The organism is Paenibacillus sp. y28, from assembly GCF_037137075.1.
In the GTDB taxonomy this organism is placed as follows: domain Bacteria; phylum Bacillota; class Bacilli; order Paenibacillales; family NBRC-103111; genus JBBBNV01.
Map to the genome: position 1 here is coordinate 105,969 of NZ_JBBBNV010000010.1, position 21,757 is coordinate 127,725.

Below are 21,757 nucleotides of genomic sequence, written 5' to 3' on the forward strand. Positions count from 1 at the left end.
GGGTTAGTTTACAGCCTTGCGGGCAATTTCAATCATTTCATCAATGGATGCAGCCTTGCGGTGGCCTTTGATCAGCTGGGTACCAATCGACAGGGCCGCGCGCTGGGCCTTGACCCGCACGTCTTCGTCCGGAATTTGATCAATATCGGCAACGTGGGCCAGACCGACGATGCGGCGCACCATTTTGGCGCCTGTATAGCCGAAGGCATCCTGCAGCAGCCGCTGCATGTACAGCTCCCGGTAGCCCGGCGTGCGCGCGATGCGATCCACACCGTGCTGCTCCCATAGTGCAGTGAATTCCGCCGCGAAGTTGTCCCAAATCTCCTTGACCATCGTCAGCAGGCCGCTGCGGTACGCGTCACGTTCCTGTGCGGTTTTGCTCCAATACTCCTGGGAGGCGAAGTTCAGCAGCAGGTTCGCCAGTACCGCGCCGATATCAAAGCCCATAGGCCCGTAATAGGCAAACTCAGGGTCAATGACCTTCGTGGAAGCCTCAGTAACGAAAATGCTTCCCGTATGCAAATCACCATGCAAAAGTGCTTGCGCCCTGGTCAGGAAGCCTTCGCGCAGCAGTGCAACCTCCAGATGAAGCTCGGTGTCCTTCCACAGCGCTTCCGCCTCGGGACGAATACCCGGCAAAATGTTGTTGTTCGGGGAATTGATATACGGATCGTCAAAAATGAGATCCTCTGTAATTTTGCACAGATCCGGGTTGATGAACCGCCCCTGCAGCACTTTTTTGTCCTGTTGATTCTTACCCAAATCCGATGTGAAAAATAGGGTATGAGCCATAAAAATAGCGATGTCCTGGCTGAATTTAGGGTAGCTTCGTCCTTCGATTAAGCCCTTGCGCATGATGATATGATCGCTCAGGTCCTCCATCGCGGTAAGCGCAAGCTCCGGCACATACGTGTACACCTTCGGCACAAGGCCCGGGGCGAGCTGTCCTTGAATGACAAGCGCTTCGCTTTCAATACGGGCACGATCCAGGGAAAGCGGCCACGATTCGCCAACGACCTTGGCATAAGGAAGCGCCTGCTTCAGGATGACGCTTTTGCCCGTTGCTTCTTCTTGAATATGAAAAACGAGGTTCAGGTTGCCATCGCCGATTTCCCGGCTGGACAATTCGGCGCCAGGGCTGAACAAATCAGGGAGCGTGCGGGCGAATTCGATCGCTTCCGCTTCGGATAACGGATGGTACTGCGTCATGAGGGATGCTTCCTCCTTGAAATGATTTTTATAACCTAGTATAAAATACCAAGCCCCCTTTGTACATATGCCGTGCTTCCCTCGCAAAAATTAACAAAACTAAGCTGTTCCGTTAACACGGCCATAAACGTTGCGCAGTATACTGACAGCATAATCAAGCCCCGCAATCAAGCGAATGCCGATGCCAAACTCCGATTTCTCGTCTCCGCGCATCCGTTCACTATTATGAAGGAGGAGCAACCGATGGCCGCTCAACAATGTGTGCAGGTCCTGCTAGGCTTGGCGACGATCGCCACCATCGTCTATCTTAGTATTGAGCCGACCTACCGGTCTGTGCAGGAGCCGAATCCGATGAAGGTTAATGCCGAGCAGGGCAAACGCACTCTTCCCGACTATTATGTACGCGGCAAGTAACCGCGGGCTTTTTTCTTCATGAAGCAGTGAATCAGACAGACCGCACGGCAGATCGCCGTCGCGGTTTTTGCTGCTTGTGCCGCGTTGTGCTCCAGACTTTTGGGCGCATCGGCAAGCTATTCAGAACCTGTGAGAGAAAGAAGCTATCAGAGAATGCAGGCTTTGCTCAGATTTTGTCTGGCTCGGAGAGCGGCGGACACCGTTTGAGACTGAGGGAGCAGGCTGCCCCAGGCAGTCCGGAGGGTTCGACCGACCGCCACGCAGTGTCGCAACGCGCGCTTGGGTCCGGAGCAATTGGCACACGGCAAAGCATTCCCGGAACACGCGAATGTAAAAAAAGCCGGCCCATGGCCCCCCGGCCGCAGCCGGGATTGGCCTTAGGGCGCGGCTTTATCGCCGGCGGCTCGACATTGTTTTTTCATACCCTGTCCGGCGGCAGTTGCCGAAAAGCAGGCTCCGTCAGTGTGTCGACCGTCGGTGCTCCACCAGATCGATGGCGCCCAGCACGACATGGGCCAGCCCGAAGCCGACGACTCCCCAGCCGACCGCCGGGAGCTTTTCCTTCAAAAAGACGCCGGAGGCGGTAACGGCCGTTCCAAGCACAGCAGGCACTAATCCTTCGCGCATCGAATTTCACCTCACTTTAAGATTAAGTTCCGATATCGTTCGTTACAGCAATAACGTAACAAGCCCGCGAAGAACCTGTGCTGCGTTATGCCTTCTTAGAATGGATCTTTTCTTCCCGGTTATGCGTGTTATGAATTGCATTGTTTTGCCGTGCAGTTTTATAATAGACCTTGGTTCAAGCTTGTACGGCCGATTATGAACGTAAAAAAAGGAAATACTGGTTGGGGGTGAAGCTGCATGAAGACACCGGAGACGATTGCGCTGCGGGATTGGGCGGTCATTATAGAAGCGATGCGCAAGGGGGAGCAGCTGCTCATAATGCGCAAGGGCGGCATCGCAGAGGAAACAAGGGATTTCCGGCTGGCAAGCCGTTCCTTCTTCTTATATCCGGCCTATGAGCATCAGAAGGCGGAGCAATTGAAGCCGGAGCACCGGCATGGAATTGAAGCTACCCTGCAGAGCTGGAGCCCGGGGCAGGAAACGGCGCATCTGGCATGCTATGCGGAGGTGACAGACGAATTCGAGGTGACCGATGAGACGGTCATTCAGCGGTTGAGCCGTTATCATATTTGTACGGACTTTTTCGCTGAGCAGAGGCTGCACTGGAAGCGGAATAAACCGCTGCATGTGCTGATCCTGAGAGTTTACGAGCTGGAACAGCCGCTGGATTTGCCGGTGCTGCCGAGCTATAGCGGATGTAAATCCTGGATACGGCTTGAGACGGAAATAGAGCCGGGCCTATCCATGAAGCCCGTGCTGGACGACGCCCGCTTTGAAGCGCTGCGAAGTGAGATTTTATCCGCTATTCAGGGGATTTAAATTGCCCTTTATTAATGGTTTATGTTACGATATAATAATTATTGAGAATCAATGAGAATCATTTTAGAATGATTTTAAAGATTTGAAGGGAGCTTAGAAACATGTCTACCAAGTTTGTAATTGATGGGTTGCGCGCAACTATCGAAGATAAAGAAATTCTGAAGGGGATTAACCTGGAGATCAAGGGCGGCGAGGTTCATGCCATCATGGGTCCGAACGGAACGGGGAAAAGTACTCTTGCATCGGCCATCATGGGCCATCCGAAATACGAGGTTACCGGCGGCAGCGTCACCATTAATGATGAAGATGTGCTGGAAATGGGTGTAGACGAGCGCGCTCGCGCCGGCCTGTTCCTTGCTATGCAGTATCCGAGCGAAATTACGGGCGTAACTAACGCCGACTTCCTTCGCAGCGCCATTAACGCCCGCCGCGAAGAAGGCAATGAAATTTCTTTGATCAAATTTATCCGCCAGCTGGAAAGCAAAATGAAGGAGCTCGAAATGAATCCTGAATTTGCTCACCGTTATTTGAATGAAGGCTTCTCCGGCGGGGAGAAAAAACGCAACGAGATTCTGCAAATGATGATGCTGGACCCGAAAATCGTCATTCTGGACGAAATTGACTCCGGCTTGGATATCGATGCGCTGAAAATCGTAGCCGCAGGCGTGAACGCGTCCCGCAGCGAAGAGCGCGGATTCCTGATTATTACTCACTATCAGCGTTTGCTGAACTATATTAAACCGGACTACGTGCATGTTATGATGCAGGGCCGTATCGTAAAATCCGGCGGACCGGAGCTTGCAGAGCGCCTGGAAGCCGAAGGCTACGATTGGGTGAAGGAAGAGCTTGGCATCGTGGACGAGCGTGTCGCTCCGGAAGAAGAAGAATTCAAGGTGCCGATGAATACGGTCGCTCCGAAATATCAATAAGAAGGCTGCTGGGAGGAATTTAAATGAGTACACAAACCATTCTTCCGGTGGACCAGGACGCCGTAGCACGTCTGTCGCAGCAAAATCAGGAACCGGAATGGCTTGCTGCGCTTCGCGCTGAAGCATTGGAGCTGGCCGGGAGCCTGGAGCTGCCGAAGCTGGAGAAAACACGGATTGACCGCTGGAATCTGGATCATTACGGATCATACAAGCAGGCTGCAGTCGCAGCTTCTATTCAAGATTTGCCCCAAGCGGCGCAAGCGCTGCTGCAAACCGAGGGCGAGCAGGCGGAAGGCGGAGTCATTGTTCAGCAAGGCTCAAGCATCACGTTCAAGCGCCTTAGCGAAGAGCTTGCGAAGCAGGGAGTTATTTTTACGGACCTGCAAACCGCCGCTCGTGAGCACGGTGAACTGGTTCGCAAGCACCTGTTCAGCGTTGTCCAGAAGGACGAGAACCGCTTAACCGCGCTGCATGCGGCATTATGGAACGGCGGGGTTTTCCTGTACGTGCCGAAAAATGTTGAGGTCAGCGTTCCGCTGCAGGCACTGTTTATCGCCGAAGCTGGAGCTACCTTCGCTCCGCACGTGCTGGTTGTCGCTGATACGAACAGCTCGGTTACTTACGTGGATAACTACATTTCCTCGGAAGCCGGTGAGCTGACGCATAACGGAGTTGTCGAGGTTGTCGCGAAGCCGGGCTCCAAGGTGACCTTTGCTTCGGTGCACGACATGGCTCCTTCCGTGACGGAGCTGACCTATCGCCGGGCGCATGTGGAGAACGATGCCCGCATTGAGTGGATTATCGGCGAGATGAGCTACGGCAACATCATGTCCGATACCGCAACTCAGCTGCTCGGGAACGGCTCCAGCTCGGATGCGACCGTGATTAACGTGGGAACAGGCAGCCAGAAGCTGAACATTACGACACGCGCGGTCCATTTCGGAAAAAATACGCCAAGCCAAATGATTACCCGCGCAGTCATGCGCGATGAGGCAACGGCTATCATCAACGGGATTACCAAAATCGAAAAGGGCGCTACAAAAGCCAACGGCGAGCAAACCGAGCGTGTGCTCATGCTGAGCCCGAAAGCGCGCGGAGACGCGAACCCGATTTTGCTCATCGACGAAGATGACGTTAAAGCGGGCCACGCAGCCAGCGTAGGCCAAGTAAATCCTGAATATGTATACTATTTGATGTCACGCGGTATTTCAAAAGAAGAAGCGCAAAAGCTGATCATTTACGGATTCCTCGCACCGGTGGTGGAAGAGATTCCGCTGGATAAGCTGAAGGATCAGCTGCAATCGCTGGTGGAAAGGAAGCTGGGGCAATGACGCTCACAGACATCCGCGATCAGTTCCCGATATTACAGCAGGAAGTAAACGGACATCCGCTTGTATACCTTGACAGCGCGGCGACTTCACAGAAGCCGCGCGTTGTCATCGAGGCAATCAAACGCTACTATGAGCTGGACAATGCGAACGTGCACCGCGGTGTTCATACGCTGGGCACCCGGGCTACCGATGCTTATGAGGGCGCACGTGACAAGGTCCAGAAATTCATCGGCGCGGCACACCGCGAGGAGATCGTCTTCACCCGCGGCACGACGACGGGCATTAATCTGGTTGCAACCAGCTATGCCCGCAGTGTGCTGAAGGAAGGCGACGAGATTGTCATTACGCCGATGGAGCACCACAGCAATCTTATTCCATGGCAGCAGGCCGCTTTGGCGACAGGTGCTGTTCTGAAATATATTCCGCTGCAGGAGGACGGATCGATTCTTCTTGCTGACGTGGAGAAGACGATTACCGAGCGTACCCGGATGGTTGCGGTCACTTATGTCTCCAATGTGCTCGGTGTTGTGAACCCCGTCAAGGAAATTGCCGAAATTGCCCACCGCAATGGAGCCAAAATTCTTATCGACGGAGCGCAAAGCACGCCGCACATGAAGGTGAATGTACAAGAAATCGATTGCGATTTCTATGCTTTTTCCGGACATAAGATGTGTGCTCCGACAGGAAGCGGCGCTTTGTATGGCAAGCGTGAGCTGCTGAACAAGATGGAGCCGATTGAATTCGGCGGCGAAATGATTGATTTCGTCGAGCTGCAAAGCTCCTCTTGGAAGGAAGCTCCGTACCGCTTTGAAGGCGGAACACCGAATATTGCCGGAGCTGTCGGACTTGGCGCCGCCATCGATTTCCTCAGCGAAATCGGGATGGATGCTATCGATAAGCATGATCGCCGTCTGGCGGCATATGCGATGGAGCAAATGTCTGCGGTAGAGGGCATTACTATTTATGGGCCGAGCCGCAACCGCACCGGCTTGGTGACCTTCAACCTCGATGAGGTTCATGCGCATGACGTGGCGACGGTTATCGATAATGAAGGCATCGCCATTCGCGCCGGACATCATTGCTGCCAGCCGTTGATGCGCTGGCTGAAGGCAAGCGCTACAGCGCGCGCCAGCTTTTATTTATACAATACTGAAGCAGACATTGACCGTTTTGTACAGTCGCTGCGCAACACGGTCCGCTTTTTTCAATCGATAGAGTAATGCTTTTTGACTAAGGAGGGAATGACAATGGCTAAAGAAATGCCGGAGCTGCAGGAGTACCAATATGGTTTCCGTGATAAGGACATTTCCGTATTCCGTGCCAAGAAAGGTTTGACCCGCGAGATCGTAGAAGAAATTTCGCGGATGAAGGGCGAGCCGGAATGGATGCTCAATTTCCGTTTGAAGGCGCTGGATATTTTCAATTCGATGCCGATGCCTCGTTGGGGCGGCGACCTCGACGATTTGGATTTCAACGACATCACGTACTATGTTAAGCCTACGGAAAACCAAGGGAAAACATGGGAAGAGGTGCCGGAGGAAATCAAGCATACCTTCGACCGTCTGGGGATTCCGGAAGCCGAGCAGAAGTTTCTGGCTGGTGTATCCGCTCAGTACGAATCCGAGGTTGTATACCACAACATGCAGGAGGATCTGGAGAAGCAGGGTGTTATTTTTACCGACATGGACACCGCGCTTCGTGAATATCCGGATCTCGTGAAGGAATACTTCTCCACCGTTATTCCTCCGACAGATAACAAATTCGCAGCGCTCAACAGTGCGGTTTGGTCCGGCGGCAGCTTCATCTATGTGCCGAAGGGTGTCAAATGTGAAATCCCGCTGCAGGCGTATTTCCGGATTAACTCCGAAAATATGGGACAATTCGAGCGCACGCTTATCATTACGGATGAAGACAGCTTCGTTCACTATGTAGAAGGCTGCACGGCGCCAATCTACAGCACGAACTCGCTGCACAGCGCCGTCGTTGAAATCATTTGTAAGAAAAATTCTCGTGCCCGCTACACAACGATTCAGAACTGGGCTCCGAATATTTACAACCTGGTTACCAAGCGTGCGGTGGCTTACGAGAACGCAACGATGGAATGGGTTGACGGCAACATCGGCTCCAAATTGACGATGAAGTACCCGGCTGTCGTTCTGAAAGGGCGCGGAGCCAAAGGAATGGTTCTGTCCATCGCTGTAGCAGGCAAAGGCCAGCATCAGGATGCAGGTGCCAAAATGATTCACTTGGCGCCGGAAACGACATCGACCATCGTATCGAAATCCATTAGTAAGCATGGCGGTAAAGTCACGTATCGCGGACTTGCTTCCTTCGGCCGCAACTCCGAAGGCTCCAAAGCAAACATCAAGTGCGACACGCTGATTCTGGATAACCAATCCACGTCCGACACGATTCCGTATAACGAAATCATGAACGACAATATTACGCTGGAGCACGAAGCAACAGTGTCCAAGGTGTCCGAGGACCAGCTCTTCTACCTGATGAGCCGCGGCCTGACCGAAGCTGAAGCGACCCAAATGATCGTCATGGGCTTCATCGAGCCGTTCACTAAAGAACTCCCGATGGAGTATGCGGTCGAAATGAACCGATTGATCAAGTTCGAAATGGAAGGTTCCATTGGTTAAGATATTGTCATACAAACAACGCGCTGGCGGCTCGCCAGCGCATTTTTCATTGTACGCCCAGCATGGGCGTCATCTCTAGGGTGAAAGTCCCGAACGGGGGTTGGCGAGCGCCTACCGTAGATATGTATCCGTGGTATTCTTGCATTCAAGACGCCAGGCACGTGTTTTTTGTTATATGGGCTGCATCATTTTAAATAAAAAACGTGCCTGCAGAGACTCTTAGGCGGTAGCCTGTCAAGTCACTGCAGACACGTTGTCATTAAAACGGATTGCCGCCGTTTACGATGATAGTAGAGGATTCATACCTTTCATAGTGAATAGGTGTAGAAGTAGGCAAATATTTATCTCCGCTAAATTCTCCAGAAGCAAGCAGCAGACCATGATTGGAGTTGACGACAATCTTGCCGTAGGTTGGTCTTTGATCGCAACTCAAGCTGTTGGATAAGGTATGAAAGCCCGAAGAGACTGAAGTAGGAAACAGTAGAATTTGCAGGAATAGTAATTTGGGTTCCTGGGGTAATATCCGATGTGATCCCAGAGTCCTGTATACCTGCGCTTGTCAGCTGTGAGCCATTTTTAGTGTACAGATAAAGCGTAACATCTGTGGCCACATCGCTTAGATTATTAATGTTAAAGACGAGCTTGTCCCGGTACTGTTGGTTTGTATTGAGATTTCCGCAAACCGTATTGCTTTGAACGCTATAATAAACCGTTCTGCTGCTTTCTGCAGCTGCTGCGCCTGTCACTGTAAGACTGCTAAACATAGTGGCCAGTGCAACTGCTGCGATTCCAAATCGTGATGTTAAGGATTTCTTCTTCAAGTAAAATTCAACTCCCTATGTATAACGGTTTAATCATACACTATATTTTTCCCGGGAAACAGATTTTAAACTGAAGTAGAATATACTGTATGATTAAGAATTAAGAAAAATTTGGGGAAAAATGATGAGTAATGTCTTATTTTTTCGAATATACTCGAAAAAATGTGGTCTTAAGCCAGCATCATCATTTACTGCGTCCTGACCGTTTCTAACGGAAAGGGCGTTTTTTTGATTTCCTTGTTGGCTCGGAACTGGAACGAATAAGGGGGTTCGCCTATATACTACAGGAGGATTACAATAAAGGAGCGTGTCATTACAAGCCATGTTTGGTTATGTCCCGGTTTACCCTTACCCTCATTTTCCTTACCGGCATGTATACCCTTCCTCGGTCTGGACACCGTCAAGGGTATATATTTTAAAAAAACTGTTGAAATCCTTACAAATCCGAGTATAATACTAGGTATAAGGTTGGGTGGACAGTAAGGAAGGGTTCATATTCTAATCAGCAAGCGCTGAAGGAGAGGCCGGATATGATGAAAACAACATCTACATATAAAATAAATTGGTTTAACGATTATTTGGATTTATATAACTATGCGGGGTCATTGAATGATCGGGAGTGGCAGGAGCAGATTATGGAGACGCTTCGCGCTCACCAGACACATCTTCAGCAGGAGAGCCAGCAAGTCCAACAGTGGGAGCTATGGAAGAAATTCGAGGAATTGAATGAAAAGCTGTTGTCGCTGTTTGCAAGGCTTAAAGAAAGTGAAAGCTTGTCCGATACAGAAGAAATTAAACGGCAAATGTGGGAGCTTAAAATTCAGAGGCTGGAGCTCGGAAGGAAGATGCATGCAGCTGAATATAAAGAGGTAAGGGGATAATAGAAGAGTTGGAGGCATGCAGTTGTCTGCTTTGCGTCTCCGCAGGAACATTTGAGGGTAATAAAAAACATGCAGCTAGTCTGCTCTGAGGCTGGAACGTTCGCATTTTCGAATTTGGGGATTCGAGCTGCGGACTTTTTTACATGGAGGCTTGTTTCATTTCGCTCATCATTTTCATCATCATGGTCATCATTTCATCGCACTCTTGCATTTTGGACATCATCATTTCCATATCCATGCAGTCCGCCATGTTCATGTCCATGCTGCACATTTTGTCCATCATCATTTTCATACATTTCATTTTGGACATCATGTCCTCCATGCACATTGTCATCATCATATCCATACACATTTTTTCCATGACCAAACACCCTTTCCTTCAATTTACTTACATGATAGAAAATACTATATTTTTAAGCGCAGGTCAATATATTTTTAGAATTTTTCATTGAAAAATATTGACCATGCTCATAGACGCATGATATTATACTCTTTTAATCCGATATAATTTATAGGAAAAGATGGTGAGTATGGCAGCGTCATACGAACCCGTTCACATTAAAAAATGACCGCCTGAGTCCGATGCAGGGGCAACTTTTGCCGTATGCTTGAAGCAGCGGTTTTTTGCCGTTTTTATATATTTTAACGGAGCCGGGAGCGAATGGTCTAATTGCTTTTGCCTTATGAATCCAGTTCCTCGAGTTGACCTTCCTTTAAATTTGCTACAAATATATGAAAGCACCTCATCTTCTACTGGTCTTTTAATTTCCAGTATGGACGGATGTTTGCATTTATAACGGCGAAGAAGCTTAGATGGGAGGGCCTGTTTTGTAACGATATCCATCGCCCGCGCATAGCCTTCAGCGGTTTTTGTCACAATAGAAACGTATTTCTGTTTGATGAAAAAGTGCGAGGAGTGTCATTATGGGATACCAATGGCGGACGGTGTGGATAAGCCTATGCTTAACATTAACAACGCTCACCGCGGCCTGCACGCCGCAGCAGCAAGCGGCGCCGAATCAGGATGGCGGTACGCCTCCTCCGGGACCAGCTGCAATGAACAGCCGCGGGCCGGGCGGTGGCCCGGAGATGCTTGCACCCGGTCCGGCGAATGCCGATGCTCGGGATTTGCCTGTAACCATGCTGAATGGAAAAGCGTATGTTCCTGCTCGTGAACTTGCGGATGCCTTGGAATACCAGCTCGCTTGGAAGCCCGCCAGCGGACGGATCGATATCGGCGATTACGGACCGGATTGGACGCTGAAGGTTGGGGCTGTGGAGGCTACGAAGGGCGACAAGCCGATTAAGCTGGACGCCCCGCCCTTGGAGCAGGGGGGGAAGGCTTACCTGCCGGTTTCATCATTATCTGCTTTGTTCGATAAGGAAGCCCGGTTCGGGGAGGAAAATGGGCGTGTTCGCATGGACCCGGCCGGCAATGGTACAGCCGATAAGGTAAAGCGCGGGCAATATGATTTGGCCGAGGCGACCGGGGCGGCGCCCTCCTTCAAGGACGATCCGAACGACCCGTTTAAGGATGCCAGTGTCGGTCCGGTGGATGGACCATCCGTATCCATGAAAGAATCCGGTTCTGCATCAGCCGGTGTAAGCGAGCGGGAGCAGGCTGTTCCGGCGGCGGCCGCGGGTAATATTGATATGGGCGCCTTGCTTACAACCGCCAAGCGGTATCTGGGTGTGCCGTACGAATTCGGAACGGAGCCGTATCCCAGCAGTAATCGGTTCGATTGCTCGACGTTCACAGATTATATTTTTAGCAAGTTCGGCATGAACCTGCCGCGGACAGCCAGAGCCCAGGGGGAAATGGGGCGTGAGGTAAGCCGGGACTCCCTTCGGCGCGGCGATTTGCTGTTTTTTTATGTACCGGGCCGTTTTCGGACGGATCGTATCATAGGCCACGTCGGAATTTATATGGGGAACGGACAGATGATTCATGCGTGCCCCATCCCGAAGGACGGCGTACAAATTACAAATATCGAAAAGCCGTATTGGCAGGAAACCTTCATTAAAGCAGTCCGGCTGGCTCCGTAACCCGAAAGGCCGGAAAGCCGCCGATTGAACAGATCAGCACTCGAACCGGAGTCAGAACTGGAGTCAGAACTGGAGTCAGCACCGGAGTAAGAACTGGAATCAGAATGGAGTCAGAACTGGCATCAGAATCAGAGTCAGCACCGGAATCAGAACTGGAGTCAGAACTGGAGTCAGAACTGGAGCCAGAACCAGAGGTCAGAACTGGAGCCAGAACCGGAGTCAGGACCAGAGGTCAGAACCAGACCAGAACAAGTGAGGGCTGCAGCAGCAAGCGGCTTTCCGGTATGAGAAAAGCTCCCCGCAAGCGAAGGCCGCGACAGCCTTTTAGGCGGGGAGCTTTTCGATTTATTTTGGACCAAAAGCCTACATATAAATCGTATCGATTTCCAAATCCCGTTCCTTGGACAAATCAATAAAATGATCCTCCAGCTTCACAAGCGGGCGGAAAAAGTCATGCATGTTAATCCAAACAATGGTTCCGGCTTCTCCGGTTCGAAGGGAGAATCGTTTGCCCACGAAGTTCGGCAGCATGTTCTTAATAAATACATGAACGACCTCGGGGTCCAGCTCTTCGAAGCTGAGCCGGTGCAGCTCTTTAAGAACATGCAGCAAATCCCGTTCCTTCTGGTACACACGCGAAGAAATCATTGCGCTGTACACATCGGCAACCGCGACGATTCGCGCCAGCGGATGGATTTCCCGCTCCTCCAGGCCTGCGGGGTAGCCTTTGCCATTCAAGCGCTCATGATGCTGCAGGGCTGCTGTCGCCACCAGCTCATTGTTGAGCGAAGCTTTGATCAGCTCATAGCCATAAATCGGATGGTTCTTAATCTCGGCGAACTCCGCTTCCGACAGCCTGGCCGGCTTGGATAAAATCGAGGCCGGGATTTTGGCTTTGCCGATATCGTGGAGATAACCGGCTTGACCGGCGAGCTCTGCGTCCTTCTCCGAGTGGCGCAGCCACTTGGCAAGATAGTAGGAGAGAATGCCTACCTGGACACTATGCTGATAGGTATACTCATCTGTACTCGTAAGCGTCAGCAAGATGGATACCAAATCCTGGCGGGTCTGCATTTTCTCTATGAGCGGTTCGAAGCCTTGAGATGTTTGCTTCAAATTAAGCGTTTTACCATCGCTTACCTGTTTAAACAAACCTTTCATATGATTAATGGCGCTGTCAAACAAGGGTTGTACCTTCTCGCTTAGCTCCCGAATGGCCTCCGGATTAGAGGAAAATTGGGCGGGTACACGGTCTTCTGCACGATCTTCGATGTCGATGAAATCAATGTTATGAAGGAAGAGCTTGGAAATCCCTTCTGAATCCAGTGTTGCTCCTGCTGATAAAATTAACAGGCCGTGACGATTATAAATATGCCCGCTAAGCTTATCACCGACTTGTAGATCCGTGATATGTTTTCTCAAGCGCCAGCGCCCTCTCTACAAAATAATGGAATTTTCGATACCATTGTATCAAGTTCGATTCGTTTTGACAACGGTTCCAAAGAGGTATTCCGTCTGCAAGCAATAATCCGTATAGCCTAAAATTTGGGCCGTTGTCCCGAATATACAGCAGGAGGCGGCCCGGCTGGATCGAAACAAAAAAGACACCGTCCCCATGCTCTGGGGCGTGTCTTGAAAGGCAAATTTTGAACCTGTCGCAGCCGCTTGGTGAAAAAGTAACCGCTTCGGCAGAACCGCCAGCCGGCTTTTCCCAGGCTACATCCCGATGTATTTGCTGTACAAGGTTTTCGCTATTGTCATATCGCCCGTGCCCTGCACGAGCAGACGGCCGTCGGGGAAGAGGACCAGTGTGATTTGCCCGGGGAGGTGCAGCTTCAGCAGAAACGGGTTCGCCTCCACGTTGCCGAGCGGCTTCCATTTTTGGGCCCACTCCTGCAGATCAAAGCGCTGGGGCGCGGACGGCACAATCTGGACACTGTCTCGGCCGCAGAGGGACTGCATCATGTCTCCGTCACGCTCCGCCTCCAGGAATTCAAAATGCCGCTCTCCGCAGGCTGGACAGTCCTGCTTGCGGGCGCCGCTAACATCAACGCCGGAATGGTGGCCATGCCACAGATCAAAATGCATCATGCGCGGGTTGACCTTCTCCCGGGCGCCGATCAATAGCTTGAGCGCTTCTGTTGCCTGATACGAAGCGACCAGATGAATGATCGGCCCGATAACACCCGCGGTATCGCAGGTTTCCGCTGTGCCCTGCGCCGGAGGCTGGCCGAAGATACATCGCAGGCAAGGGGTGTCGCCGGGCAAAACGGCCAGCGAGACGCCTCTGGAGCTGACGGCTCCTCCGTAAACCCAGGGGATGCCGTGCTTCACACAGACATCGTTAATCAGGAAACGGACCGAGAAGTTATCCGTCCCGTCCAGCACGAGGTCTACGCCGGTCAGCAGCTCTTCGGCATTCAGCGTATTCAGATCGACGATGTGAGGCTCTACAGTCACCTGCGAGTTGATCCGGCCGAGCTTTTCGGCCGCAGCCGCAGCCTTGGGCCGGGACTGGCGGGCATCGTCCTCGTCGTACAGCATTTGCCGCTGCAAATTGCTGGCTTCGACGAAGTCGCGGTCGATGATGCGGACGAAGCCGACTCCGGCCCGGACCATATGGTTGGCGAGCACGGTGCCCAGTGCGCCCATGCCGACTATAGCCACGCGGGAGCCGATCAGCCGGCGCTGTCCTTCTTCGCCGATCGGGGCGAACAGCACCTGCCGGGAATAACGCGTATCGCGTTCGAGTTCATTCATGGTTGTTCTCCTTCTGCTGCGGGAGCTGTCGGGTCCCAGGGCCCGAGCTGATGGTCCTTCCATTCGGCGCCATCCTCCCATATTTCTTTTTTCCAGATGGGGACGATCTGCTTGAGGCGTTCAATCGCGTATCGGCTTGCCTCATAGCATTCCGGCCGGTGCGGGGCGGAAACCGCAATGATAACGCTAATTTCGCCGACGCCGACCGGTCCGAGCCGGTGGGCGATGGCGGTCCGGGTGCCGGGCCAGCGCTCCGCGATTTCAGCGCCAATCTGTTCCATCGTGCGCAGCGCCATCGGGGCGTACGCCTCATATTCCAGAAGCACGGTCCGCTGCCCGTGCGTATGCTCTCGTGTGGTGCCGATAAACACCAGCTCGGCACCGTGATCGCGGTGGCGGACAAGCGCAGCCACCGCCTCCGCCTGAAGCGGTTCACGGGTCAGCGTGAACCGCGCGGCTGCAGCCGGCTCCGCATCAGCCGGCTGCGGGGCCTGGCCGCCGGAGACCGGCGGAATCAGCGCGAGCTCGTCGTCCGCGCTGATCAGGTCGCCGTCGGCGGCATAGGCCTGGTTCCGGGCCACAAAGGAGGCCCGGATAAGCGCTGCGGCGGCAGGATGACGCGCCGCAAGCTCCTGCTTGAGCAGGCCTGCCGTAAGAGGCTCCTGCCCGGATATTTCAAGCTGCAGAACCGGCGCGCCGCAAGCCTCGCCAAGTCCGGCAAACACATGAATTGTCAATACCATTTCGGCACCTCCAGCAAACAAGGGTGATCTGAATCAGCATATCATATTTGCCTGCCAAATTCATATGTTAGTAGAGGAGATAGACACGCACAAAATGCGCGAATGGCCTTTGTAACCGGCCTACCCGCGGCAGGCAGCTGTAATGCAAGAGGAGCTTTTTTGCAAGTTCCCAGATCCGGCGGGTCACTTCATGTGTGCTGCAAATGGTCAACCTTGTCATGCAGCGCTAAGCTACCCTCCACTGGCCAAGAGCAGCGCGCAGTGCGAAAATCGCTTCAATCGGACCGGCCCGAAAAAAACGGCAGCGTACCACTTCCGGCCGAAGCCTCTTGATAGATTGCCGACTTTAGCGCGGTCCAGAGTGCTCTGCAGAAGCTTTTGCTTTAATTTCATGCTGGTTCAGGTGTAAAATGTAGTTCGGCGCGTCTTCCGGCCCGGGCCCGTGATCAGTCGGGCACAGGCTGGAAAACGATGAAGGTCCGGCAGGATTTCTTTTACGGGAGTCGAAGAACTTTGGATATACCCGATGTTTCGGGCGCATGAAGCAATACTTCATTGGGATGATGAATGCCTGCCGGCTGGATACACAAGGAGGGACATGCGATGGCCGCTGCCGCTAAGCTGGTGCTGCTGCACACGAACGATATACACAGCCATTTCGAACAAATGCCTAAATTAAAAACGGCCATGGATCGGATTACTGCACAATATGCCCCATATCCAGTGCTTCGCATAGACTGCGGGGATCATATGGACCGGATGCGGCCGGAGACGGACGGCAGCGGGGGGACGGCCAATGTAGCGGTTATGAACGCCACCGGTTACAACGTGGCCGTGCTGGGGAATAACGAAGGCCTGACGTTCCCTCATCGAACAATTGAAGCGGCCTACGCCTCAGCGGATTTCCACATCCTGGGGAGCAATTTGCTGGAGGCAAACGGCCAATTGGCGCCGTGGATGGTACCGACCTATTTGTGTGAAGCGGGCGGAATCCGGGTCGGCTTTATTGGGGTAACCGCGTACTATCCCGAATTTTACAAGCCGCTTGGCTGGGATGAGCTTGAGCCGTTGTCCATCGTTGCGGGCTATGTAAAGCAGCTCCGCGAGGAGGCCGATGTTCTGGTCGTGCTGTCCCATCTGGGCCTCAACCATGATAAGCGTATGGCCGAGGAGATCGAGGGCATTGATGTCATTCTGGGCGGGCATACGCATCATTTGCTTCCGGAGCCGCTCATGATTGGCACAACGGCGGTTTGCGCCGCCGGTAAGTACGGCACTCATCTCGGCGTTGTCTCCATCGAGTGGGACCCGGAAGCCAAACGGCCGGGCCGCATTAGCGGACAATGCCTGGATATGGCGGGGGTTCCGGCCGATATCGACCTGGAGCGGCTCATCGAGCTTAAAAGAAGGCAGGCCATTCAAGCGCTTGACCGGGTTGTTGTAACTTTAGCCGAGCCTATCGCGGCGGCAAGCGGCGAAGAATCCCCGCTTGGGAACTTGCTGGCCTCCGGTCTGCGCCGGTGGACAGGCGCGGAGATCGGCCTGGTCAACGCCGGTCAGCTGCTGGACGGGCTTGAGGCCGGTCCCGTCACCCTTGAACGGCTGCTTGCCATTTGTCCGCACCCGATCAATCCTTGCCGGATGCTTGTGACCGGAGCCAATCTCCGCCGGGCGCTGGAGGAGGCGCTGCTGCCGGAGTTCGTTGCCCTTGCTATCCGCGGCTACGGGTTTCGGGGGAAGGAGCTGGGCACGTTGTGCGTAGACGGGATGACGATTCGCTACGACCGCAGCCGGCCGCCCTATGAACGGCTTGTGTCCGTCTCCGTACAAGGCAATCCGCTCCAGGACGAGCTGCGCTACAGTGTCGGCTCGATTGATATGTTCACGTTCGGACAAGGCTATTTATCCTTGAAGGAGGGCGAGGAGCAGCAGTTCTATATGCCGGAATTTCTGCGGGATGTGCTGCTGGATCAGCTGCAGCGTCCCGAGGAAATTGCCGCCTGCCTGCAGAAGCATTGGCATTCTGCACCCTTGTCCGGGCCGGATCGTGCAGGCCGGTAGTATTTATATTGTTTCATCATATGTGCCCTGATGATCGTGCCCTTACTCTGAATTTTGCCTGCTGCTGTTCGGCCTCAGCACTGCTAAGCAGCAGTCAGGAACGTATAAGCCTCAATCTTCAGGGCTTTGCCTGCTGCTCTGAACCAAGCTCTGTTCGCGAGCAACAACAATTCAGCTATCTCTCCAGCAGCCCGCGCCGTCGTTTTAACAACTTCCTTTACTTGCAGGCTGCGCCGGACCGGAGTAGAATGAGAGAGGTTATTTTAGCTATCCATATAGAAGGCAGAGAGGATTGGGATCCAGGCATGTATGAATTATGGCATTCCATTATTATTGGCATCGTCGAAGGGCTGACTGAATTCCTTCCGGTATCGTCCACAGGACACATGATTTTGACAAGCGATTTGCTCGGTTATCCGCATGACGATGTTGTCATGCAGACCTTTGAGATCGTGATTCAGCTCGGGGCGATTTTGGCCGTCTTGATTTTGTATTGGAAGCGGGTGCTGCGGCTGTTCGGGTGGCGCGATCCTTCGGCTCCGCCAAGCGCAAGCGGCGGAAGAATGAACCTCCTGCACGTGCTGATTGCAATCGTCCCGGCGATGGGCATCGGATTTTTTATTGATGATTTTATTGAACAATATTTATTTTCACCGTATACGGTGCTGATTGGTCTGGTGCTGGGCGGAATTTTCCTCATTGTGGGGGAAAAGCAGCAGCCGGCTGTTACGGCGCGGGATATGGACGATCTGACTTACCGTCAGGCGCTGTTTATCGGCTTGTCGCAGTGCCTTGCGCTGTGGCCGGGCTTCTCCCGTTCGGGAGCGACGATTGCCGGGGGGATGCTGGCGGGCGTAAGCCGTGCCGCTTCAGCGGATTTCACCTTCCTGATTGCAATTCCGGTGATGTTCGCCGCGTCAGGCTATAAGCTTCTCAAAAACTATGAATATCTCAGCATGGACTATTTCGGCTTTTTCGCGGTTGGCTTCGTGGTTTCCTTTATTGTGGCGCTGCTGGCGGTGCTGTGGTTCATCCGCCTGGTTTCCCGTTTGGACCTGTCTTACTTCGCGTATTACCGTTTTATTGCGGCGGGTGCGTTTCTGATCTACATTTTGCTTGGAAAGCTGTAAGGCGGCAGAGCCTGACGGAAACAGGCTTCCAGCCGGGCAAAGAATAGGACAAGCACGAAAACCGGCTCGAATGGAGTCGGTTTTTGTATTGCTCTTTTTTGAATAATCGGCTACATTAACATTAACAGTGCCTAGCATATATTCAAAGAACGAGAGGCTAAACCGATGCGCTTACTATCTATTCGTTCCTGTAGAGCCGGCATGCGGCTGGGAAAAAAAATATACAGTGAAGAAGGCCTCGTTCTTCTTGGAGAGCATGTTGAATTAACGGATGCCCTTATCCGCCGTTTGGATCAGCTTGGGATTAATTATGTGTACGTGGAAGATCCGCGGACCGATGATATCACTGTGCCGGACATGATTACGGATGAGACCCGCCGCCGGGCGATGGGGGAAATTCGCGGCCAGTTCCGGAAGCTGATGGACGAATCCACCCGGAGAAAAGGCGCGCCCGCACTTCAGCTCAGCAAAACGTTCGGAAGCGTGCTGAATATGGTCATCGACGATTTGAGCCGTCATGAGACGGCGATGGCCATGCTCATGAATTTAAGCATCTGTGATCATTATTTGTACCAGCATTCCCTGAATGTATGTGTGTATTCCACGATGCTCGGCATGTGCGCAGGCTATTCACAGGATGAGCTGTTCACGCTGGGACTCGGCGCGCTGCTGCACGATATCGGCAAAACACAAATTTCTATGGATTTGCTAAATAAACCGGGCTCCTTGACGGCCAGCGAATTCGATGCGATGAAAAGGCATGCGGAGATCGGCTACAGGCTGCTGAAGGATGAGCCCAACATTCCGCTTTTATCCGCGCACTGCGCTTTCCAGCATCATGAACGGCTGGATGGAAGCGGCTATCCGCGGGGAATCGGAGGAAGCGAAATTCACGATTTCGCGCGCTGGATCGGGCTGGTGGATTCCTATGACGCCATGACGACTCACCGCGTCTACCGCGGGGCGATGCTGCCCCACCAGGCGCTTGAGGTTTTGTATACCGGTTCCGGCACGCTGTATGATAAGGACAAGATCGAATTGTTCCGCGACCGGGTCGCCATTTATCCGCTAGGCTTGTCCGTGCAGCTGAATACCGGGGAAACCGGTGTGGTCGTTGATATTAACGCGAATTACCCGGCCCGTCCCATTGTACGTATCCTGCAGGATGCGGACGGCCAGGAGACGGCCCCTTATGAAGTGGACTTATCCAAACAACATACGCTGCTCATTACGAATGTCAGTGAAGCTTGACCACTGGCGGGCGCTGGGCAGCGCTTTTTTTTTGATTTAGTTCCCCCCCTGTAACCCTATCCCCATTCGGTGAAAAACAACCGGAGCCGAATCGGCCGGTGCAGCGATCGCGGCTTTCTTGCAGGCCGAGCTTCGACGAGCCGGGGGAAGCCCGGGAGAGCAAATAAAGATAAGTTTGCCCGTAACCGGACAATGCGAAGTGCAGACGGGCCGGTCTGGCTTGTTTATAATGGATGGGTAAACGATCTGAGAGAGGAAGGGTGCCTTCGTGACCGCCACATTTCGTAATCCGATTTTGCCGGGCTTTTACCCGGATCCGTCCATTTGCCGGGTGGGTGACGACTATTATTTAGTTACGTCCACCTTTGAATATTTTCCGGGTGTTCCGATTTTTCATAGCAAGGATCTGGTCCATTGGCGCCAGCTGGGCCATGTGCTGGATCGCCCGTCCCAGCTCGACCTGGACGGGACGCCGGCGTCGAAGGGAATTTACGCCCCGACCCTGCGGTACCATAACGGCATTTTTTACATGATTACCACCTTTGTTGTCAGTCAGACCGGAGAGCGCAAAAACTTTTATGTTACCGCAGCAGACCCGGCCGGCCCGTGGTCTGACCCGCATTGGCTGAAGGATGCGCCGGGGATCGATCCATCGTTATTTTTTGACGATGACGGCAGAGTGTATTATACCGGCAACCGTGTTCCGCCGAGCGGCCAGCAGTATCCGAAGCATATGGAAATCTGGATGCAGGAGCTGGATTTGGAGACGAAGCAGCTGATTGGACCGAAGCACAGCCTGTGGGATGGCGCGGTTAAGCAGGCACATGCCCAGGAAGGGCCGCATTTGTACAAAATCAACGGCTATTACTATTTGCTCATCGCCGAGGGGGGCACCGGGTTCACCCATGCCGTGACGATTGCACGCAGCGAGTCCATTACCGGACCGTATGAAGTGTGCAAAATGAATCCGATTTTGACCCATCGCCATTTGGGCCAAAATTACCCGATATTCAACGTTGGCCATGCGGACATGGTGGAAACTCAAAATGGGGAATGGTGGATGGTTTGTCTGGCCTCACGGCCTTATGGCGGACCATACCGCAATCTTGGCCGGGAAACCTTCCTGGTGCGGATGCAATGGGAGAACGGCTGGCCGGTAGTTAATCCGGGCAAAGGGATTGTCGAGATGGAATCCCGCCGTCCGGATTTGCCTGAGCGGCGCTGGCCGACGCAGCCTGCCTGCGATAGCTTTGACGGGGAGCAGCTCGATTTGCGCTGGAATTTCCTTCGTACGCCGCGCGGTGAGTACTGGAGCTTGACGGAGCGCCCGGGGCATCTGCGGCTGAAGCTGAAGCCGGAGCAGCTGTCGGAGACGGCCAACCCGAGCTTTGTCGGCCGCCGTCAGCAGCACCTGAGCTTCGCGGCCCGGACGGTAATGGAGTTTGCTCCGCAGCGGGAAGGGGAAACGGCGGGTCTGGTTTTGCTGCAAAACAATGATTTTCAGTTCCGTCTCGAATACGGGATCTGGGAAGGGAAGACGCGCATTCGGCTGACTGAACGCAGACAAGGCGAGGAGCGGGTGCTTGGCGAGCAGGAGCTGCGGGCGCAAAAGCTTTACCTCAAGGTCGAGGCAGCTATGCAGGCGTACAGCTTTTACTTCGCTACAGCGGCTGAGGAATGGCAGCTCTTGGTTCAGGATGCGGATGGGACTATCCTCAGCTCAGACGTGGCCGGAGGCTTCGTAGGCGCGTACATGGGCTTGTATGCCAGCAGCGGAGGACAAGCAAGCGACAGCTATGCGGATTTTGACTGGTTTGAATATACGGAAATTCAATCATAATATAGATAGGCGCATACCAACTGCTGCCGGCCGCTGAAACCAGGGTCTGGCGGCAGTTTGTTATTTCAGGCTCTAGAGGCTGGGAACAGGTTATTCAGACCTGTTGCCGGAAGCAGCTGTGTACAGCTGCCATGCAGTTCGAAGTCGTACAGGGCGGGCGGCTGATGCGGCTGTAAGTAAGGTTGTGGAAAACATTTCGGCAATACGGTAAAATAAAGGGATACGAATGAACAGTCAGGTGTGATTATGT

General features: G+C 53.1%; 19 protein-coding genes. 12 read left to right on the top strand and 7 right to left on the bottom strand.

Annotated features, from left to right (window positions below; all coding sequences use genetic code 11):
• Nucleotides 1-3: 3 nt before the first annotated feature.
• A complete protein-coding gene (gene mtnK, locus WBG83_RS10490) occupies nucleotides 4-1,209 on the bottom strand; it encodes an S-methyl-5-thioribose kinase (protein ID WP_336744971.1) in 1,206 nt (401 codons plus the stop codon).
• 243 nt (nucleotides 1,210-1,452) lie between these two features.
• On the opposite strand from mtnK, the gene WBG83_RS10495 reads away from it, so the two are divergent.
• Nucleotides 1,453-1,623 (top strand): hypothetical protein, encoded by a 171-nt coding sequence (locus WBG83_RS10495; protein ID WP_336744972.1) that lies wholly within the window; start codon nucleotides 1,453-1,455, stop codon nucleotides 1,621-1,623.
• Nucleotides 1,624-2,082: 459 nt separating this feature from the next.
• On the opposite strand, the gene WBG83_RS10500 is transcribed toward WBG83_RS10495, so the two are convergent.
• Complete coding sequence (locus WBG83_RS10500; protein ID WP_336744973.1) at nucleotides 2,083-2,250, bottom strand: asparagine synthase; 168 nt, start codon at nucleotides 2,248-2,250, stop codon at nucleotides 2,083-2,085.
• 237 nt (nucleotides 2,251-2,487) lie between these two features.
• Here WBG83_RS10500 and WBG83_RS10505 point away from each other — a divergent pair, with 237 nt between their 5' ends.
• The 5 genes from WBG83_RS10505 (at nucleotide 2,488) to sufB (ending at nucleotide 7,974) form a co-directional block, all read left to right on the top strand.
• Nucleotides 2,488-3,069 carry a DUF1802 family protein gene (locus tag WBG83_RS10505; protein ID WP_336744974.1) on the top strand — a complete coding sequence of 194 codons (582 nt, stop codon included), beginning with the start codon at nucleotides 2,488-2,490 and terminating at the stop codon, nucleotides 3,067-3,069.
• A gap of 101 nt (nucleotides 3,070-3,170) precedes the next feature.
• Nucleotides 3,171-3,998: a Fe-S cluster assembly ATPase SufC gene (gene sufC / locus WBG83_RS10510; protein WP_336744975.1), complete on the top strand. Its 828-nt coding sequence runs from the start codon at nucleotides 3,171-3,173 to the stop codon at nucleotides 3,996-3,998.
• Between the two features lie 23 nt (nucleotides 3,999-4,021).
• Complete coding sequence (gene sufD, locus WBG83_RS10515) at nucleotides 4,022-5,329, top strand: Fe-S cluster assembly protein SufD (RefSeq protein ID WP_336744976.1); 1,308 nt, start codon at nucleotides 4,022-4,024, stop codon at nucleotides 5,327-5,329.
• Nucleotides 5,326-6,549 carry a cysteine desulfurase gene (locus tag WBG83_RS10520; protein ID WP_336744977.1) on the top strand — a complete coding sequence of 408 codons (1,224 nt, stop codon included), beginning with the start codon at nucleotides 5,326-5,328 and terminating at the stop codon, nucleotides 6,547-6,549. The genes sufD and WBG83_RS10520 overlap by 4 nt, the downstream gene beginning before the upstream one ends.
• 27 nt (nucleotides 6,550-6,576) lie before the next feature.
• On the top strand, nucleotides 6,577-7,974 hold the full coding sequence (gene sufB / locus WBG83_RS10525) for a Fe-S cluster assembly protein SufB (RefSeq protein ID WP_336744978.1): 1,398 nt from the start codon (nucleotides 6,577-6,579) through the stop codon (nucleotides 7,972-7,974).
• A gap of 350 nt (nucleotides 7,975-8,324) precedes the next feature.
• Here the strand turns inward: sufB and WBG83_RS10530 are convergent, their stop codons facing one another.
• Complete coding sequence (locus WBG83_RS10530) at nucleotides 8,325-8,795, bottom strand: hypothetical protein (protein ID WP_336744979.1); 471 nt, start codon at nucleotides 8,793-8,795, stop codon at nucleotides 8,325-8,327.
• Between the two features lie 530 nt (nucleotides 8,796-9,325).
• Here WBG83_RS10530 and WBG83_RS10535 point away from each other — a divergent pair.
• The gene (locus WBG83_RS10535; RefSeq protein ID WP_336744980.1) at nucleotides 9,326-9,676 is read left to right on the top strand and encodes a hypothetical protein; all 351 of its coding nucleotides are present in this window, start codon (nucleotides 9,326-9,328) and stop codon (nucleotides 9,674-9,676) included.
• Between the two features lie 139 nt (nucleotides 9,677-9,815).
• Here the strand turns inward: WBG83_RS10535 and WBG83_RS10540 are convergent, their stop codons facing one another.
• A complete protein-coding gene (locus tag WBG83_RS10540) occupies nucleotides 9,816-10,037 on the bottom strand; it encodes a hypothetical protein (protein ID WP_336744981.1) in 222 nt (73 codons plus the stop codon).
• A gap of 563 nt (nucleotides 10,038-10,600) precedes the next feature.
• Here WBG83_RS10540 and WBG83_RS10545 point away from each other — a divergent pair.
• Nucleotides 10,601-11,722: a C40 family peptidase gene (locus WBG83_RS10545; RefSeq protein ID WP_336744982.1), complete on the top strand. Its 1,122-nt coding sequence runs from the start codon at nucleotides 10,601-10,603 to the stop codon at nucleotides 11,720-11,722.
• Between the two features lie 363 nt (nucleotides 11,723-12,085).
• Here WBG83_RS10545 and WBG83_RS10550 read toward each other — a convergent pair whose 3' ends face one another.
• From WBG83_RS10550 to WBG83_RS10560, 3 genes are all read right to left on the bottom strand, one after another.
• Nucleotides 12,086-13,144: an HD-GYP domain-containing protein gene (locus WBG83_RS10550; RefSeq protein WP_336744983.1), complete on the bottom strand. Its 1,059-nt coding sequence runs from the start codon at nucleotides 13,142-13,144 to the stop codon at nucleotides 12,086-12,088.
• Nucleotides 13,145-13,438: 294 nt separating this feature from the next.
• Nucleotides 13,439-14,482: a ThiF family adenylyltransferase gene (locus WBG83_RS10555; protein ID WP_336744984.1), complete on the bottom strand. Its 1,044-nt coding sequence runs from the start codon at nucleotides 14,480-14,482 to the stop codon at nucleotides 13,439-13,441.
• The gene (locus tag WBG83_RS10560; RefSeq protein WP_336744985.1) at nucleotides 14,479-15,225 is read right to left on the bottom strand and encodes a molybdenum cofactor biosynthesis protein MoaE; all 747 of its coding nucleotides are present in this window, start codon (nucleotides 15,223-15,225) and stop codon (nucleotides 14,479-14,481) included. Before WBG83_RS10560 ends, WBG83_RS10555 begins: the two co-directional genes overlap by 4 nt.
• A 603-nt stretch (nucleotides 15,226-15,828) precedes the next feature.
• Here WBG83_RS10560 and WBG83_RS10565 point away from each other — a divergent pair.
• From WBG83_RS10565 to WBG83_RS10580, 4 genes are all read left to right on the top strand, one after another.
• Nucleotides 15,829-17,286, top strand: a complete 1,458-nt coding sequence (locus WBG83_RS10565; protein WP_336744986.1) for a bifunctional metallophosphatase/5'-nucleotidase — start codon at nucleotides 15,829-15,831, stop codon at nucleotides 17,284-17,286.
• 305 nt (nucleotides 17,287-17,591) lie between these two features.
• Complete coding sequence (locus WBG83_RS10570) at nucleotides 17,592-18,416, top strand: undecaprenyl-diphosphate phosphatase (protein WP_336744987.1); 825 nt, start codon at nucleotides 17,592-17,594, stop codon at nucleotides 18,414-18,416.
• Nucleotides 18,417-18,581: 165 nt separating this feature from the next.
• Complete coding sequence (locus tag WBG83_RS10575; RefSeq protein WP_336744988.1) at nucleotides 18,582-19,667, top strand: HD-GYP domain-containing protein; 1,086 nt, start codon at nucleotides 18,582-18,584, stop codon at nucleotides 19,665-19,667.
• A 268-nt stretch (nucleotides 19,668-19,935) separates the two neighbouring features.
• Nucleotides 19,936-21,507 carry a glycoside hydrolase family 43 protein gene (locus WBG83_RS10580; RefSeq protein WP_336744989.1) on the top strand — a complete coding sequence of 524 codons (1,572 nt, stop codon included), beginning with the start codon at nucleotides 19,936-19,938 and terminating at the stop codon, nucleotides 21,505-21,507.
• Nucleotides 21,508-21,757: the final 250 nt, after the last annotated feature.

Coding starts and splice junctions, on each gene's coding strand:
- mtnK (WP_336744971.1), bottom strand. CDS start 1,209: ATGACGCAGTACCATCCGTTATCCGAAGCGGAAGCGATCGAATTCGCC.
- WBG83_RS10495 (WP_336744972.1), top strand. CDS start 1,453: ATGGCCGCTCAACAATGTGTGCAGGTCCTGCTAGGCTTGGCGACGATC.
- WBG83_RS10500 (WP_336744973.1), bottom strand. CDS start 2,250: ATGCGCGAAGGATTAGTGCCTGCTGTGCTTGGAACGGCCGTTACCGCC.
- WBG83_RS10505 (WP_336744974.1), top strand. CDS start 2,488: ATGAAGACACCGGAGACGATTGCGCTGCGGGATTGGGCGGTCATTATA.
- sufC (WP_336744975.1), top strand. CDS start 3,171: ATGTCTACCAAGTTTGTAATTGATGGGTTGCGCGCAACTATCGAAGAT.
- sufD (WP_336744976.1), top strand. CDS start 4,022: ATGAGTACACAAACCATTCTTCCGGTGGACCAGGACGCCGTAGCACGT.
- WBG83_RS10520 (WP_336744977.1), top strand. CDS start 5,326: ATGACGCTCACAGACATCCGCGATCAGTTCCCGATATTACAGCAGGAA.
- sufB (WP_336744978.1), top strand. CDS start 6,577: ATGGCTAAAGAAATGCCGGAGCTGCAGGAGTACCAATATGGTTTCCGT.
- WBG83_RS10535 (WP_336744980.1), top strand. CDS start 9,326: ATGATGAAAACAACATCTACATATAAAATAAATTGGTTTAACGATTAT.
- WBG83_RS10540 (WP_336744981.1), bottom strand. CDS start 10,037: ATGGAAAAAATGTGTATGGATATGATGATGACAATGTGCATGGAGGAC.
- WBG83_RS10545 (WP_336744982.1), top strand. CDS start 10,601: ATGGGATACCAATGGCGGACGGTGTGGATAAGCCTATGCTTAACATTA.
- WBG83_RS10555 (WP_336744984.1), bottom strand. CDS start 14,482: ATGAATGAACTCGAACGCGATACGCGTTATTCCCGGCAGGTGCTGTTC.
- WBG83_RS10560 (WP_336744985.1), bottom strand. CDS start 15,225: ATGGTATTGACAATTCATGTGTTTGCCGGACTTGGCGAGGCTTGCGGC.
- WBG83_RS10565 (WP_336744986.1), top strand. CDS start 15,829: ATGGCCGCTGCCGCTAAGCTGGTGCTGCTGCACACGAACGATATACAC.
- WBG83_RS10570 (WP_336744987.1), top strand. CDS start 17,592: ATGTATGAATTATGGCATTCCATTATTATTGGCATCGTCGAAGGGCTG.
- WBG83_RS10575 (WP_336744988.1), top strand. CDS start 18,582: ATGCGCTTACTATCTATTCGTTCCTGTAGAGCCGGCATGCGGCTGGGA.